Origin of the sequence: Lactococcus sp. EKM203L, assembly GCF_011800585.1 — a bacterium.
In the GTDB taxonomy this organism is placed as follows: Bacteria; Bacillota; Bacilli; order Lactobacillales; family Streptococcaceae; genus Lactococcus; species Lactococcus lactis.
The window spans coordinates 273,692-290,163 of record NZ_JAALEQ010000001.1 but is presented as its reverse complement, the minus strand read 5'-3'; the positions used below and the strand labels follow the sequence as shown (position 1 = coordinate 290,163).

19 protein-coding genes and 1 riboswitch are annotated in these 16,472 nt (G+C 33.0%); of the genes, 9 read left to right on the top strand and 10 right to left on the bottom strand.

The window, feature by feature from the left end; all coding sequences use genetic code 11:
- Nucleotides 1-16 precede the first annotated feature (16 nt).
- On the bottom strand, nt 17-490 hold the full coding sequence (locus HFD15_RS01585) for a DUF2975 domain-containing protein (RefSeq protein WP_058208141.1): 474 nt from the start codon (nt 488-490) through the stop codon (nt 17-19).
- A gap of 214 nt (nt 491-704) precedes the next feature.
- On the opposite strand from HFD15_RS01585, the gene HFD15_RS01580 reads away from it, so the two are divergent.
- The 3 genes from HFD15_RS01580 to HFD15_RS01570 are packed head-to-tail and all read left to right on the top strand — an operon-like array spanning nt 705 to nt 3,207.
- Nucleotides 705-1,700, top strand: a complete 996-nt coding sequence (locus tag HFD15_RS01580; RefSeq protein WP_058208142.1) for a hypothetical protein — start codon at nt 705-707, stop codon at nt 1,698-1,700.
- Between the two features lie 3 nt (nt 1,701-1,703).
- The gene (locus tag HFD15_RS01575; RefSeq protein WP_023189711.1) at nt 1,704-2,648 is read left to right on the top strand and encodes a hypothetical protein; all 945 of its coding nucleotides are present in this window, start codon (nt 1,704-1,706) and stop codon (nt 2,646-2,648) included.
- A gap of 1 nt (nt 2,649) precedes the next feature.
- Entirely contained in the window at nt 2,650-3,207 is a 558-nt protein-coding gene (locus HFD15_RS01570; protein WP_025016955.1) for a hypothetical protein, read from the top strand.
- A 32-nt stretch (nt 3,208-3,239) separates the two neighbouring features.
- Here the strand turns inward: HFD15_RS01570 and HFD15_RS01565 are convergent, their stop codons facing one another.
- Together HFD15_RS01565 and HFD15_RS01560 are read right to left on the bottom strand one after the other, a co-directional pair.
- On the bottom strand, nt 3,240-3,776 hold the full coding sequence (locus HFD15_RS01565) for a YagU family protein (RefSeq protein WP_012898278.1): 537 nt from the start codon (nt 3,774-3,776) through the stop codon (nt 3,240-3,242).
- A gap of 108 nt (nt 3,777-3,884) precedes the next feature.
- The gene (locus tag HFD15_RS01560) at nt 3,885-4,160 is read right to left on the bottom strand and encodes a bacteriocin immunity protein (RefSeq protein WP_012898279.1); all 276 of its coding nucleotides are present in this window, start codon (nt 4,158-4,160) and stop codon (nt 3,885-3,887) included.
- A 220-nt stretch (nt 4,161-4,380) separates the two neighbouring features.
- Here HFD15_RS01560 and HFD15_RS01555 point away from each other — a divergent pair, with 220 nt between their 5' ends.
- The 6 genes from HFD15_RS01555 to HFD15_RS01530 all read left to right on the top strand — a co-directional run bounded on the left by HFD15_RS01555 (nt 4,381) and on the right by HFD15_RS01530 (nt 8,878).
- Nucleotides 4,381-5,199: an LssY C-terminal domain-containing protein gene (locus HFD15_RS01555; RefSeq protein ID WP_058208144.1), complete on the top strand. Its 819-nt coding sequence runs from the start codon at nt 4,381-4,383 to the stop codon at nt 5,197-5,199.
- Nucleotides 5,200-5,263: 64 nt separating this feature from the next.
- Nucleotides 5,264-5,566, top strand: coding sequence for a helix-turn-helix transcriptional regulator (locus tag HFD15_RS01550; protein WP_003130388.1), 303 nt, complete (start codon nt 5,264-5,266; stop codon nt 5,564-5,566).
- A 91-nt stretch (nt 5,567-5,657) separates the two neighbouring features.
- Nucleotides 5,658-6,833 carry an NADH-dependent flavin oxidoreductase gene (locus tag HFD15_RS01545; RefSeq protein ID WP_033899386.1) on the top strand — a complete coding sequence of 392 codons (1,176 nt, stop codon included), beginning with the start codon at nt 5,658-5,660 and terminating at the stop codon, nt 6,831-6,833.
- Between the two features lie 171 nt (nt 6,834-7,004).
- Nucleotides 7,005-7,544, top strand: a complete 540-nt coding sequence (locus HFD15_RS01540) for a DUF1440 domain-containing protein (RefSeq protein WP_017864865.1) — start codon at nt 7,005-7,007, stop codon at nt 7,542-7,544.
- 270 nt (nt 7,545-7,814) lie between these two features.
- Nucleotides 7,815-7,973 (top strand): hypothetical protein, encoded by a 159-nt coding sequence (locus tag HFD15_RS01535; RefSeq protein ID WP_012898283.1) that lies wholly within the window; start codon nt 7,815-7,817, stop codon nt 7,971-7,973.
- A gap of 218 nt (nt 7,974-8,191) precedes the next feature.
- Nucleotides 8,192-8,878, top strand: a complete 687-nt coding sequence (locus HFD15_RS01530; RefSeq protein WP_238785260.1) for a CPBP family intramembrane glutamic endopeptidase — start codon at nt 8,192-8,194, stop codon at nt 8,876-8,878.
- A 41-nt stretch (nt 8,879-8,919) separates the two neighbouring features.
- Here HFD15_RS01530 and HFD15_RS01525 read toward each other — a convergent pair whose 3' ends face one another.
- The 7 genes from HFD15_RS01525 to HFD15_RS01500 all read right to left on the bottom strand — a co-directional run bounded on the left by HFD15_RS01525 (nt 8,920) and on the right by HFD15_RS01500 (nt 16,465).
- The gene (locus HFD15_RS01525) at nt 8,920-10,068 is read right to left on the bottom strand and encodes an LCP family protein (RefSeq protein ID WP_080735883.1); all 1,149 of its coding nucleotides are present in this window, start codon (nt 10,066-10,068) and stop codon (nt 8,920-8,922) included.
- A 28-nt stretch (nt 10,069-10,096) separates the two neighbouring features.
- Nucleotides 10,097-10,894 carry an ABC transporter ATP-binding protein gene (locus tag HFD15_RS01520; RefSeq protein WP_058208146.1) on the bottom strand — a complete coding sequence of 266 codons (798 nt, stop codon included), beginning with the start codon at nt 10,892-10,894 and terminating at the stop codon, nt 10,097-10,099.
- A gap of 17 nt (nt 10,895-10,911) precedes the next feature.
- Entirely contained in the window at nt 10,912-12,300 is a 1,389-nt protein-coding gene (locus tag HFD15_RS01515; protein WP_235586228.1) for an ABC transporter permease subunit, read from the bottom strand.
- Between the two features lie 18 nt (nt 12,301-12,318).
- Nucleotides 12,319-12,669 (bottom strand): hypothetical protein, encoded by a 351-nt coding sequence (locus HFD15_RS14205; RefSeq protein ID WP_235586229.1) that lies wholly within the window; start codon nt 12,667-12,669, stop codon nt 12,319-12,321.
- Nucleotides 12,670-12,725: 56 nt separating this feature from the next.
- A riboswitch (M-box (ykoK) riboswitch) is annotated at nt 12,726-12,895 on the bottom strand.
- A gap of 119 nt (nt 12,896-13,014) precedes the next feature.
- Complete coding sequence (gene arcC, locus HFD15_RS01510; RefSeq protein WP_039115770.1) at nt 13,015-13,968, bottom strand: carbamate kinase; 954 nt, start codon at nt 13,966-13,968, stop codon at nt 13,015-13,017.
- Nucleotides 13,969-13,992: 24 nt separating this feature from the next.
- Nucleotides 13,993-15,093 (bottom strand): agmatine deiminase, encoded by a 1,101-nt coding sequence (aguA, locus tag HFD15_RS01505; protein WP_167593249.1) that lies wholly within the window; start codon nt 15,091-15,093, stop codon nt 13,993-13,995.
- Between the two features lie 10 nt (nt 15,094-15,103).
- Nucleotides 15,104-16,465: an APC family permease gene (locus HFD15_RS01500; RefSeq protein WP_017864872.1), complete on the bottom strand. Its 1,362-nt coding sequence runs from the start codon at nt 16,463-16,465 to the stop codon at nt 15,104-15,106.
- Nucleotides 16,466-16,472: the final 7 nt, after the last annotated feature.

The window sequence follows — 16,472 nt, the reverse complement described above, 5'->3', positions numbered from 1 at the left end:
TAATTTCTCCCTTCTCTTATACTGTTAAATCATTTTCAGATTTTATTTCAATAATTTTTCTGAGGAGTTGTTCAATTACAGCAGTAAATGTACTTAAAATTAAAGGTGAGAAAATAAAAACTAATGCAATTGGAATCGTAGCATAAACCTTTGTAATCATTGCCGCATGATACATCATTGGGAAAATTCCCCATAAAACAACAAACACAGCATATGTTATCTTCTTTATTCTATTAATTATTCCCTGAATTTGTTTGGTGAATATAACATCTTTATCCATATATTTTAATATCTTATATACTTGAGAGCAAGATACTAAATTTAACAACAAAGATATAAGAAATGAAAAATAAAATAAAACTTTTATAAACAATATATCAGGTTTATGGAAAATTTCCCATATTCCTATCCCAAATACAATAGACAATATCACTGTTATAACCATAATGACTGACACGACAATTTTTAGTGGAATTGTATTAATTTTCATGTTAAGCTCTTTTCTAATTTCTTAAACTATTGTATCATAACCCCCTTAGAATTTATATCAACATATTCAATAACTGTTTGACAAAATGCACTTGCATAATAATTTTATAAATAATCTTCAAAATACATCATCATTTTTCTGATATTACTTATATTTATTCACTTATATGCTATAATTAAGCCGTAATGTCACCAAAATTGGAGTATATAAATTTATGAAAAAATTTTTTATTATCATCTTTGCTATTTTTTCTATTGGAATTTTAAGCAGCTGTAAAACTTCAAGTAAAGATAGCGTTAAAACTAATACTAATCCTCACCAAGCTATTCAAGGGGAGTGGATTTCGTATTCTGAAAGTAAAATCAATCTTCCGAAAACAACGAGTACTGCAGATGCACATAAACTGCTAGATTTAACCGCATCTACCAGTGAAAAAATCAAGTTTGATAAGAAAAAAGTCACACTTGCTACTAATGAATACGACTATAAGCTAGGTCGACAAATTATTATTGGTTCATACAGTTATGATTATAAGTTAGAACATGGTCAGGATATTTTAAAATTTGATACGACGAGTTCAGATATTGGTGGAAATGTTTATTATCGAGTAGGAAGTAAGCTTGAAAAAGAAAAGACCAAAGAAATTAACGACAAAGAAGCCAAAGAGAAAAAATCAGTGACTAATTTGAATGAAGTTTGGAAAGCAAAAACAGACATCATTGAAAAATCACTCAAGGAAGCAATGATTGGAACATGGTCAGGCCACTTTAAGGCAGTAGCAACTACTGGGCAAGGTGTGGCTTGGGCGCCCGGAATGCAAACATTAACTTTTGATGGTGGAACTAATCTTTCATTTCACGCCTCTTCTGATTCTTTGACAAATTTTGACCAAAAAGTAATTCACAACGCTTATGCTTCTTATCAACCTAATGGAATTTTAGGATTAGAACCTTCAGATCATATTCCAGTAGATCCTAAGAAACTTTTAAATATCATTAAAGACCTCACCGCCGAACAAATGTTTAACCGTATCAAATATATTGCTTTTTCCTATGATGTAACAACTGATACTGGCACGATTTCTCAAAGCTTTTCCCCTTCCGAACTTTCATATAAGAACGGAAAGTTATCATTTGATACTGCCTTACTCATCACACAATGTGGTGATGAAGGGGTTCAAATTTCTGGAAATGTTTCTAAAACGGAGTAAAAATTGAAAAATAAAATTATCGTAGTAGCTATACTAATAACAACTTTTTTCTCTCTTTCAGCATGTAGCAAACTAACAAAGTCAGAAAGTACACTAATAAAGGGTCAGTGGGAACTATTACAAGAACCCATACAAGTAACAAGTAATCTCAAATTATTAGATTTTCCCAATAAGAGTACTTCTATCGTTAATTTCACTAAAGAAAAAAATTATCAATTTAATGAAAAGAAACATGAATTAAGTTATCTCAACTCCTACAAATATCAAACATCTTTTGATATTTCGGGAAACATTTTGACACTAAGCAATAAAAAGCAAAAGATGATCTACTATCGGAAAAATTCCGTTCAGTATAAAAAAGCAATAACTCCAATTAAAAATAACATGACTTCAGTTAATGAAGCATGGAAGGCTCAAAATCAATCTTTTTTGAAGGATTTTGAAGAGGCAATTGCAGGAAACTGGTCGAATGCCAAAGGAAATGCCCAAGTTAATTTAAATCATGATTCTCCAGATCCTGATGCCACTCTAACCATCTCCGCACCTAAATTTCTCTTCTTTGACATTTCCTTTACTGGAGGTGCTCGGGATAAAACGATGTCAGTCAACTTTAAAGACAAAAATATCTCTGATGCTGCAATAAAAATTTCATATTACGATTTTGACACTCTTTTAGGTCTTGGATGGAGTGCCTCAGAAAATTTAAACGAAACAAAAGAAAAAATAAAAAAATTAAGTTTCAGAGATTTATTTATGGACTTGGAAGAAGTGACCTTAGCATATAGCATTCCCGACTCAACATTAAGTCAAGAGATTACTGTTTCTGCCTATAGAGCTACAGTTTCATCAAATATCACTCATTTTGATGAGTGCACTATCACAACAAGAGACAGCTCCACAGATCACGAATTTAAAGCTTATTTAACCCCCGTAGAAACCACAAATTAATATGAATCTATTTTCCCTGAAACTACTTCTAATCCCTATTCTAGTTTTATCACCACTTGCCTTATTGTTAATTGAAAAATTAACTAAAAAAAAATATATTACCGCTAAAAATATCTCAGAAGACGTAATTAAGGCTGATGAGATTGAAGCTCTTATTTTAGCTGTTCTTAGCTCATGGAATCAGTCAAAACTATATCAAAACAGTCAATTTTACAGTAAAAATTTACTAAAAAAACAGGACAAACATATTGTTCACAATGATATGTATGGAAAAAAAGAATCCATTTTTGATATTCAGATTGAAGGAATAAACAACCTACACCAATTCAAGAATAAAATTACTGTGGAAATTTCCCTTAAAGCGAAATATTCTCTATCTTTTGATGAAAATGATAGCCTTATGTACCTTGTCACCTCAAGGTCAATGTCCAGATATAATGAAATGCTAAAAGATCCCCTGCCTGATAGACAAACATATCAAAAAGACGTACAAAAGTGGGAATTTGTTATTGAAGAAAATCTCTTTAAAGTGAATAAATTCTCATCAAATCTGAAATAAAAAAAGCCCCCTTAAGAATGGCTCTTTTTATTTTAGAAAAGTGAAAGAACATCTGAATAGTGAGTAGCAATCATATAAAAACTCACAGCAGCTATTGACCAAGCCCAGACGATGTGCCCAAAAAATTCTGAAAAGTGTTCTGAAAAAGGTTGCTTCCAAGGTTGTGGTACCGTTCTAGTAATAGGCATTAACAGAATATGCCATAAAAACCAGATAATAATACCGTAAAGAGCCCCCTCGCCTAAGCTTATACCACTCCATATTTGTGATAAGACAACAAAAATAAATGAAAAAACAATTGAAAAACTGAAATGAAGAATCAAGGCAAACCAATACACTTTTTGGTCTTTAGAATACAAAAAGTAAGCATGAGTAATTTTTTGGGGAAAGCCAATTTGTTGCATAAGTTTTTGAGGAGGGTTTGTTTCATCTCGCTCTTTTGTACGAGGAGGAAGAATGGCTTCCCAACCAATTTTTACCATTCCAGAAATTAGTCCAGAAACAATACCAATCCATAAGCAAGGCAATAAAATTCCCAAAAACCAATCCAACGATATATTTTTTACCATTTTAAAATCTCCTTATAATATATAAAAAAAACTACTCTTATTTTATAAAAAATTTATTATAAAGTGTATTGAATTGTTTGCTCATTCTAAAGGAAAGATTTATTATCATTAAAGCGAAAGCCAACTTCCACGTTGACCTCTTTCAATAAATTGTTGCGACAACTGAAGATAAAACCTCACAACTTCACTAGATAATTCCTGTTTTCTAGCAAGAGGCGCTAGAGAATGTTGAAGATCGTTGATTACCTTCGGAGTATAATTTCCCTTTTCTAAATTATTCTTACTCTGCACTAAAACTTCACGTTCTTTGCTATTCAATGTTTTACTAAGAATTAAATCATAAAGTTCTTCTAAGATTTCTGCTTCACTCGCTTTTTTGACCATTTGTTCACTCCTTTAACCTTTCAGATAGCTTATTTTATAATTTTCTGATAATATAGTCAATTTCTTCCGAATCTATTTTATTTATTTCTAAATCTTTAGTCAATACTCTCTCTAGTATTTTAGTCATTTTTAAATTAGAATAGATATATAAATAGATTTTGTGTCAAAAAAATCTATAATACTTTATCAAAAAATATTCATTAACCTCTAAATAAGAAAGATGATATCAATGGATCAAAAAACTAAAATTATAAATTTCACCGCTCGTACTTTTCGTGTTTTAGTAGCAGTTGTCTTTGGATATACCATTTATGATTTATTTTTCAGAGAGTTATTAACTCGTAAAATTCATATTTTTTTATATATTGTCACATGGCTAATTTTGTCCTATCTGATTATCCCCAATATCACAAAAATCATCACAAAAATTTATCTACCGGAATATTTTATTGGAAGGTCTAGAACTTCTGATGGTGTGTTAGGTGATTCGGTAAATTTATTAATTGACGGTTCAAAAGAAGATATAGAAGCTGCTTTTTTAAGAATGGGGTGGACAAAATCAGATAAAATTACTTTAAGGTCCTCTCTCAAAATTATAAAATCAAGCTTATTACATCAAAGCTATCCCACTGCACCCGTTAGCTCTCTCTTTTTATTTTCTAAAAAACAAGACCTCGCCTTTGAAAAAGAAATTGCTGGAAGTCCTAAACAAAGGCATCATATCAGATTATGGGAAACTCCACAAGATTATTACCTCCCTGGGGGAGTAAAGTCTGATTGGGTCTGTGCTGCTTCCTTAGATATTGGAATTAGATTTTCTTTATTTACAGGACAAATTACTCATCGTATTGATGAGAATATAGATCAAGAAAGAAATCTTATCACAAATGAACTCATCGAGCATGGACTAGTTGAAGAAAGGAAGCTATATACTCATTTCACAAATCCTTATCGAAGTAGAAATGGTGGGGGAGATAAGATTTCTACAGATGGTTCTTTAGTTTATTTGAAATTAAGAAAAAAACCCAACAAACGATAGGTATTTAACTTACTCCCAAAATCTTTTATATTGACATATCGTATTTTTTCGATATAATAGATTTATGGAAAATGTGGAAACTTTTAAAACCCTATCAAATGAATATCGATTGAAGATTCTTACTTTACTCAAAGAACCAAAAAAACATTTCTACAACGAAACTAAAGTAGATGAAGTTGAAACGGGTGTTTGTGTAGGTGAAATCCAAAAATTACTGAACTTAACTCAGTCTACTACTTCTCATTATTTATCTATGTTAGAAAAAGACAATTTATTAATTGCTACTCGCATTGGTAAATGGACCTATTATCGTCGAAATGAGGAGATGATTTCCGATTTTAAAAATTTCATATTAGAAGAGTTATAATTAACTTTCTTTTTACTTCTTCATATCGATATTTCTCGAATTATAGTTTTAATAATCTACTTTCCAAATATAATAATAACAGGATAAAAATATGCCAAATCAACTAACTGATCATGTTACCTTACGTCATGGGGCAACTTTAAACAACCGTATTGTAATGTCTCCAATGCAAACTCATTCTGGTTTAAAAGGTGGTTTCGCTTCTGATGATACTATTCAATATTACTCTGCCCGTTCACAAGCGGCAGGTATGTTAATTACAGAATTCCATTATGTAAGTGAAAATGGTGGACCAGCATATGTGCCAGGATATCCTGAACAATTAGGAGCTTATTCTGACGCTCATCTTGAAGGACTACGAAAAACTGCACAGGCTCTAAAAAAAGATGGAAATAAAGCTATTCTTCAAATTCATCATGCTGGGCGAGCCGCTGTAGGACGTCATGTTAATGGATTAGATGTGGTGGCTCCTTCTGCTATCGATTTTTCTTTCTTAGATTACCCTGTTCGTGAACTCACACTAACAGAGATTGATGATATTATTCTTGATTTTGGTAAAGCCACAAAACGGGCAATTGATGCCGGCTTTGACGGTGTTGAAATTCATGGTGCCAATCATTATTTAATTCAACAATTTTTCTCAAAACTTTCTAATCTTCGCACAGATAAATGGGGTGGTTCACTGGAAAATCGAATGGCCTTTCCGCTAGCTGTTGTTAAAGAAGTAAAAGCAATCGTTGATGAATATGCTCCTAAAGACTTTATCATTGGTTACCGTATTTCTCCTGAAGAACTTCATGGAAAAAATGTTGGCTATGATTATAAAGAAGCTCTCTCACTTATCTCTGAAGTAATTAAATATGAACTTGATTATATCCATCTTTCATTATGGGCAGGATACAATTCTAAACCTGAAAATAGCGAAAAATCTTATGCTGAACTTTTTAGAGAAATCTTAGATGATAAAACAAAACTTCTTATTGTCGGTGGTATTTTTGGGGAGGATACAGCTACTGATGCGATTGAAAACTATGCTGATTTAATTGCTGTTGCTCGTGGAACTTTGATTGACCCTAACTTTGCTAAAAAAGTTACTGAAGGAAAAGGGGACACAATTCTTCATAAGATTAGTCCGGAAACAGTTGAGTATTCTCACTTAACTCCTGGATTACTTGAAGCCTTTAGCCGTGAAGATTCTCTTGGCTTACCTCCTTTACCCGGAGGCGAATCAATCAGGACTTTGCATACAGGAAAGTACGATATATAATTATTTCCTCACAGAAATTTCTGTGGGGATTTTTAAATATCTAGTAGCAATTTTTTTACTTCCTTTGTTTACAATTTTGGAAGATAGCATCAAAAACACTGAATCCTCTGGTATTTTTGAATTACATTTAACTTTTTGTTAGAATAGAGGACATAAGAAAGGAGTATTAATATGTTCTCATTAAGAAAACCAATTGCTTCTCTAAAAGAAATTATTCTCAAAAGCATTTGGTTCGGATTTATTTCAGGTATGATTTCTGGAATGGTTAAAATTGGTTGGGAAGCAATTCTTCCGCCACGAACTATTGCTCGTAATTTAACCAACCCTCCACAACATATGATGGAACAGTTTGGTGTGCCATCTTCTCTCACCCACTCATACATTTTATATTCTCAAGATCAAAAAGTATTTTGGTTCTCTTTGATTCTTCACTTTAGTTTTTCAATTTTCTTTGCTGCATTATTTATTTTTATAGCGCAATACTGGAAAGCTATCACTTTATGGCAAGGTGCTGCTTATGGTATTGTAATATGGATTATCTGGCATATTATCTTAATGCCAGCTATGGGAACAGTTCCTGCTCCTTGGAACCAACCTTTCGACGAGCACTTTTCTGAGTTCTTTGGACATATTGTTTGGGCCTGGGCCATTGCAGCGTGCGCCTACTACTTAATAGCTAAAGATAAAAAAGGGCACTTAGAAAATATTTAATATAGTAGAAGGATTATTCCTTCTTTTTTATTTTTTTCAGTTCTTTTTCGGAAAAATATTGCCCTGTTTATCTCTAAAAGGATTGGATTAACAGATATTTTATCAAAATATCATAAACCTGATTTTAAATTTCAATCTAAGGGCAAATACTTTATTACCTATTAATTTTCTCGTATATTGCAAATACTTTGTTTTTGTGTTAAACTGAACTTGGAATTTCGTTGTGATTGTTATAGTCCCTTTCGTTAAAAAAAGAAAGGAGAATGTATTATGATGACATACACTAACAAAAATAAATTTTTTGAGTATAGTATTCAACTTGATACTTCAAAAAATGTGTTTCAAGCTTTTTTGGCTAACAAACCTCAAATTTTTGGTATTGGTAATACAATTGAAGAAGCAACACACAATTTAGAAAAAATAGTATAGGAGAATAAGTCAATGGATGAACATCCCTCACCGTAAAAGTATCTACTTTAGGATATAGAGTAGGTGCTTTTTTTGTTGTCAAATTTTTTCAAATACCCTTTTAAGCTACCTATTTTTATCCATTGTTTATATTCCTTAAAAAATTTTTATTCATGTTATACTTATTTAAATAGCTTTATTAGGCTTGTCAATCTATCTAAATTTTGGAGGTTTCTCTTTTGAAAAAACTTTTTACCGCACCTATGAGCAAATCAGCAGTTCCTCTATCACTGATTTTACTATTAGCTGGGTTTTTAGCATTATCTTTTGGGCTGCCAGTTATTGCTCCTTTTTCCTTAGCTATTGCTGGATTTATCAGCCTTTACATTCTTTTTGGGAAAAAAGGAATTTCTTACACTTTTTCTAAACCTCAAAAAATAGTGAGTACTTATTTTGCTGGACTTATAGGTGCTTATATCTTTGCTGGAGTTGGCATTCTAATTACTAAAATACTATTAGGAAGTTCTCCAAATTCTAATCCAGTAGCAGATGGAATGACTATTTTTGGACTTCTTAAGACAATTCCTATGCTTTTAGGTGAAGAGTTAATTACTATAATTTTACTTATAATTATCGCAAACTTATTAGGTGGAACACGCAAAGCTTTAATTGTTGCGGTTATCATATCCACTTTAATATTCGGATTTCTACATTTACCTACTTACGACTGGAATTTTGCCCAAGTTATTTTTATTATTGCAGCCGCAAGAATTCCCTTTACCCTTGCCTCTTTAAGGAGCGACTCCTTGTATACAGGTTTACTTATTCATATTACCTATGATTGGATTATTTTTATCCTTGTAATCCTATCCATCACTAATTCATTCTGTGATTGCCCTTCTAATTGTAAATATTTTATTAAGTAATTAAGATAAATAGCTCCTATGATAGGGGCTATTTATCTTAATTACTTAATAAAACCATTTGAAGTCTTAATATTAGGCAGAGGACCAGTAGTTGTATTACCGCTTGTCCCAATATATGTATTTCCATTCGTTGAAGTATCTTCTTGTGCTTCAGCTTCTGGATTCTGGACAGTATAGTCACTTTGATAAAGATAGTCACCATTTGTATGGAAGGAATATCCATTGTTATCAGTCTCATTTTTACGATCTAATTCGAGAGAGACTCTTAATTTATGACTGACAAATTTGATACTATCTTTATAGAGTTCTACCATACTTCTTCCTTGGTTACTGAAAGTTCTCCAATCAAAAGTTAATTGTTGTTTAGAGTAATTACTAAAAGTTAAAGCGTTAGAAATAAGCTCTTTAATATCTTTTGGTGTGATATCAGTCTGAATATTATCATCTAAAGAATCAATAATAGAATATAAATTAGTGAAAGAAGTCATTGATTTTAACTTCTCCTCAACTGCTGAAATTACCTTTTGTTGCCTGAAACCTCTCATAATATCTGTATCTACATGTCGTTCTCTAGCATATGAAAGAGCCTTGGCACCATCTAAGTGTTGCTTACCTGAATTAAACTTTATAGACTCAATACCACTTTCATCAGTACCCATAAATGACTTTTCAACATCAATATCAATTCCACCTATAGCATCAATAAGCTTAATAAATGAATTGAAATTAAAAACACAATAATGATCAATAGGAATATTAAAAGTTTTTTCTACCGTGTTAACTGAAGCCGAAGGTCCTCCATAAGTATAGGCAGCTTCTATCCGTTGCATACCTTTGTATGATTTTGAATCAATTTGAACAAAACTATCGCGAGGGATACTACAAAAAGTTGTCGTTTTTGTTTTTTTGTTAATTGTAATAATCATCATCGCATCCGTTCGCGTCGTTCCCAAATTTCTCTCTTGAGTATTATCTAAACCCATGATCAAAAATGACTCTGTATCTTTATGTTTCTCAGATTTATAGTTATTATCAACTTTATGATAACCCTTGTCTAATATATTATTTAAGCGATGATTGGCCATAGCGATATACCCGAATACTCCAACTGCTATTATTATTACTAGAGATATGAGAAATCCGACCATTTTTTTTATTTTATTATTTCTTTTTCTCCTATGTGGAATCATATTAATTTTTCTTCCTTTCTTTTACCTACTAAAAATTTTTATTAACATTAAGTTCTGTCATGACTACCATCTCATTAGTAATTTCTTCAACAATACTTGAGATACTACTTATAGTTCTTTGATTTCTTGGGATATCAATGTTGTAAACTTTCGCAATCCTCCCTGGATTTGAATCTAACAATATAATCCTATCAGACATCTGCACTGCTTGTTCTATATCGTGCGTAATCATTACAATTGATTTTGTGACAATTTGTTGACTTAACCACATATTTATAAGTTGATCTGACAGCTGTTTGGATGTTACAACATCTAAAGCAGAAAAAGGTTCATCAAGTAATAATAATGTAGGTTCTGCGGCTAAAGCTCTAGCAAATCCTACTCTTTGTTTCATTCCGCCAGAAATTTCTCTTGGATATGATTTTTCATTGCCCTCTAGCCCAATCATTTTTATTAGTTTTTTTACTCTATCATTAATTTCATTTTTAGATATTTTCAAATTATTATCTATGCCAAATGAAACATTTTTATAAACATTTAACCATGGGAATAGAGCAAAATTCTGAAAAACCATACTAATGTTTGGATCCGGTTCTTTAATCTTTTTTCCTTCAAAGATGATTTCTCCATGACTTGGATGAACAAGACCAGCTAAACTTCTCAATAATGTCGATTTCCCTGCTCCTGATTGTCCAATAAGACTTACAAATTCTCCTTCCTTTACGGTAAAGTTTATGTCTTTCAGAACTTGTATATATTTCTTTGATCTTTCTACTCCATAAGCTTTGCAGAGTGAAGTTACTTTTATTAAATTTTTCTTTTCCATTCTTATTTCCTCCCTTTTTAATAATGGAATTTTTCTCTAGCATATTTGTAAAGTGGTTGCCAAACGAATATAATACACAAGCCTACTACAGCACACATCGCCAAAGTACCAAGTGCTGATTTATCTTTAATTCCATCATTCACAGCAATATATTGCCCTAAGCCAGTAACATTTATTGTTTCTTTACCCCACTGTAGGCTTTCCGCTGCTATATCTGCATTCCATGCTGCTCCCGCAGCATTTATGATAGCTGTTATCAAGTACGGAAACATTGATGGAATGAGATAGCGAGTCCACCACTTGAACTTGGATAATGGAAAAATTTTTGTGACTTCTTTTATATCATCTGGTATTGCTAAATACCCAGCAATAACATTGAAAAAGTAATACCATTGACAACCAACCATGATTAGCGGCAAAATCCACCACTCAAGTTGCTTATACCCTAAACTAATAAAAATTACTATGAATGGAGTATATACGTTTGAAGGAATCGATCCAACAACTTGTCCAATTGGTTGGATAAAGCTTAAACGTCTTTTGTTACTTGCAACCCAAACCCCAAGAGGTGTAAAAATCGCTGCTGCTATAAGCATTGCTAATACTACCCTCAATGTAGTTAAAAGCATTAAGTGAGGGATTATTGAAAAATCTTCATGAGGTAAGAATCTATAAAGTTTAATAGCAGAGATAACAACCGCATACCCTAAAAGGATATACCAAATGATTGAAATATATTTCTTAACTTTTCCTAGATATTTAAAGATAAGATTTATCCTAAGAATATACCAAACTCTAGGTAACTTAAAAATCCAGAAATCTTTTATTTTTTGAATCCATTTCATTAATATTTTTCCAAAATTAGATGCTTTTACTAAATTGTATACAATTGATTTTGGAGGATTACCTTGAGTTGTTCCTTCATCATAACGATAATAATAAGTAGCTTTAACCAAAGGTTGAAAAACTAAGAAATTTAGTATGACGACATTAATAATTAAAGCAATAACAGCGAAACCACAAGCTTTAAAGTCTGCACGATCTAATGCAACTTGAATATAAGAGCCAATTCCTGGCAAAATTAAAGTTTCAGACTTAGGGATTGCGACGGTAACCTGTTCACTTGCAACAATGGCAAACCATGCTGCTGACTGAGATATGACAAGATTCCATAGTAGGCCTGGAATTGAATATACAAATTCAAGACGCCAAAATTTTTCCCAAGCACTATATCGAAATTGTGATGTTACTTCTTTCAAATCTTTGGGAACTACTTCCATTATTTGGTAAAGTGACAACATGATGTTCCATGCCTGTCCAGTAAATACTGCAAAAATGGCAAGTGCTTCAGCTCCCATTACATTACCTGGATATAATCCAAGTAAAAATGCAGTAGTGAATGTCATGAAACCTAATAAAGGAACTCATTCTAAGAAATTGACCATCGGCAAAATAATTCTTCTTGCAGTTTTAAACTTAATTGCCAATACACCACAAATAACAGAGAATAAAATTGACCACATCATTCCTACAATCATGCGAAACATTGTTCGCATTGAAAAATACGCAAGGTTTCCAATAGATAAAAAATCGTGCATTTTCTTGACATCATCCACTGAACTTTGAGACGGTAACGATGAAAGGGGTTGGTTAATAGTTATTTGTGTCACAATAAGAATAAATGCAAACAAACAAATAATACCAATTAAAATAAAATCACCCATAATAGATTTTACTTTTGGTTGTTTTGTATCAAGATATTTTCTTCTTGACATAAAAAGCCTCCTTTTCATATAAAGGGAGGCTCTCAAAATCAATAGATTATTAGTCTATTTAATCACGACATTTGAGTTTTGGCTTTCTGAGACGTAAGAAATGATATTTCTAGTTATCTTGGAAAAGCCTTGATTCGACTAGTCCTGCTTTACCCATTATTGTCTCTCGACAGTTTTGAGCGATAACCTATGTTCTTCAGAGTAACCTCACCTAATATGATTAGTTTTTATTTACTACAAAAAAAGTATAGCACTATCTATACTTTTTGTAAAATTGAAATGGGTAACCTACTTAAATTCTTTTTATTTCGAATTTTAAATAAATTATTTTGAAAAATACTTTTTTTAAACTAAATCGGGGACAATCCGTGTTCCTGCCCCACTTTTAACAAAGTTTTCCACATTTTCAAGTGAAGTAATCGTGGCTTGCTTACCAGTATTTTCGACAAAAGCGACAGCTGCTGCCACTTTTGGTTTCATAGAACCTGCCGCAAAATAACCTTCCTCTAGATATTGACGCATTTCGCTAACTGGTACAACTCCTAGAGCTTTTTGATTAGGTTTCCCAAAATTTAAAAAGACATCACCGACAGAGGTAAAAATAACTAGTTCATCAGCATCAACAAGTTCTGCTAATTTTGCTGCCGAAAAATCTTTATCAATTACCGCTTCGACTCCTTGATACCCCTTATTTTTTTCAATAACTGGAATTCCTCCGCCACCAGATACTGTAACCAAAGCTGATGATTCTAACAATGGTTTAATTGCGTTAGCCTCAACAATTTTGAGAGGTAAAGGTGAAGGAACTACTCTTCGGTAACCTCGTCCAGAATCCTCAATCAATTTCCAATCAGGATATTGAGTCTGAATATTTTTAGCCTCTTCTTGGCTATAAAAAGGTCCAATAGGTTTTGTCGGATTTTTAAAAGCCTCATCATTAGCATCAACTACTGTTCTTGTGACTACAGAAACAAATGGAACATCAGACATTCCATTATTAGCAAGAGCTTCTGTAAAAGCTTGTGCCATCCAATAACCGATTTGCCCTTGAGTCATAGCAACAGCTGTATCAAGTGGCATTGCCGGATTTTTAACTGAATTACTTTCAAGTTGTTGCAAAAGTAAATTACCAACTTGGGGGCCATTTCCATGAGTGACGACCATTTCAACATCATTGTCTTTTATTAAAGGCATTAATTGTTCGGCAGTCTTATTAAGTGCCATAGATTGTGCTTGCGCTGTAGGGTCGCTAGTTAAAATAGCATTCCCCCCTAGAGCAACTACAATACGTTTTGCCATTTTCTGTTAAATCCTCTCTACTCCTTATTTGGCTTTAGGTTGTTGTTGAGTAATACAATGGATATTTCCTCCACCATAAACTACTTCAACAGTGTTCACGCCAACTATTTCGCGGTCTGGAAACATCTCTTGAACTTGTTTTAATGCTAGAGCATCATTTTCATCACCGTATTGTGGTACGATAACTCCTTTGTTTGTAATCAAGAAATTCATATATGAAGCAATACAAATATCTCCGTCTTCACGTGGCATTGTTCCTTCAACTGTATCAATTCTAAATTGTTTTTTAATCGTTACATTTTTAGCTGGACAAGTCAATTTATGAACTTTGAGTTGACGTCCTTTAGCATCTGTCATTTGGCTCAAGCGTTTATAGGCATCTTGTGCTGCTTCATAAAAAGGTGACTTCTCATCCTCAGTATAAATGCATGCAACTTCCCCTGGTGCTACGAAGCAAGCAACATCATCCACGTGACCGTTTGTTTCTTCTGGGTCAATTCCATCCCCAAGCCAAAGAATTTTTTCAGCATTCAAATGTTCTTTAAGTTTATTTTCAATGTCCTCTTTGCTCATGTGAGGATTGCGTCCTTCAGATAAAAGGCACATTTCAGTAGTCAAAACTGTTCCTTGACCGTCAACATGGAACGAACCTCCTTCAAGAACAAAATCATCTGTCCGATAAGAGTCAACACGTTCTAATTCACAAACTTTTTGTGCCACTAGATCATCTTGATCCCAAGGAAAATATAGACCATCAACAAGTCCACCCCAAGCGTTAAAAGTCCAGTCATTTGCTCGAAGTTCGCCCTTATCATTAATTACAAAACTTGGCCCACAGTCACGAACCCACGAGTCGTTGTTAGAAACTTCAAGCACACGCACATCAGCGGGTAATTGATATCGAGCATTTTGATATTGGGATTGTGAAACTAACATTGTTACTAGTGTAAATCTACTAATTGCTTTAGCAACATTAGTAAAGGCAATCTGAACAGGTTTTGCTCCATCACGCCAGTTATCTGGACGTTCGGGCCAGATCATAAAAATTTGATCTTGAGCTTCAAATTCACCAGGCATCCGAAAACCATCTTCTTTTGGTGTTGTACCAATAATACGTTTTGCCATTTTTTCTCTCCTATTTTTTTATTTTTTTAAATTTAATAATTAATTCACCAATCACAATAAAAATAATTGCGCCAATTGTAATCGGTAATTGTTCTGTTAATGATGCCTTATCATATTGCAAGGGTATGGCTGTAAAAATTAATGATATGATAATAATAATCATTGGTAAGGCCATATATACTTTCAAGATTCCGTCACTACCACTCACTTTAAATGGACGTGGAGTCTCAGGGTCAATCTTGCGCAATTTATAAAAAGCAGGGAAGACCGGAATATAACTCAATAAAAATAGTACTAAATTTAGTGAGAAGAATGACCAGAACAAATCTTGGTTGGGTAATAATGGGGCAATCACAACAATAAATGTCGCTACAATCCCATTCATCAAAGCTGCCCCCCAAGAAATTCCATTAGAAGCACGTCTTTTTGAGAAGAATTTAGGCATATCACCATTATCAGCAGCATAACTAGCAATATTATTAACCCCTTGTGACCAAGAAACCATATTACCCACTAAAGTCAGCATAAACAAGAAAGCGATTAAACTAATGAACCAACCTGTCGGTGTACCCAGCATCACTTGGAAACTATCTACCAATCCCGAACTTGTCGATAATTTATCGGTTGGAATAGCAACACCGATCCCAAAGGCCGAAAACATATAAATCGCTGCAATTACGATCCCACCAATGATGATTGATTGTGGGATTTGTTTCTTAGGATTTTCCATACTGTCAGCAAAAGTACAAATGACTTCAAACCCCAGTAAGTTAAAAATGATTACTGAGATAAATGATAGACTATGCAAATCAAAACTTGGAAGTAATGATGCTAAAGTATAATGATTTGCTACTCCCTTAGTCAAAGCTGAATAAACTCCTAAGCCTCCTAATGCTAATGCTAAGAATACCTTAATTACTGCGCCGCCATTTAAAATCCAAACGCTATCACTTACTGGATATAAACTAATCAAAACAATAACCCAGATGAAAATTAATTCAATTAATAGTGAAATACCTGTATTTAATTGAAAGCCAAACATTGTATGCAATAAATCAGGACAAAGTACAGCAAGTGAAGCCATCCATAATGGGAAGTTTACCCAATAAAACCATGAAGCACGTGCTCCCCAACGATGACCAAAGGCTTTTGTAATCCAATCATATAGCCCACCCTCACCAGTATAAGTTGTTCCAAGTTCAGATGTAATTAGACCATAAGGTAAGAGAAAAGCAACGATGAGAACAATCCACCAAAAGAACTGCGAGTTACCAATAGCAGCAACCGGTGCTGCTGCTTCGGCAACAAAAACAACACAAATGACAGAAAGAATAGCACTAAACAGACTAAATTTTTTCTTTCCATTTTCCATAAATGAT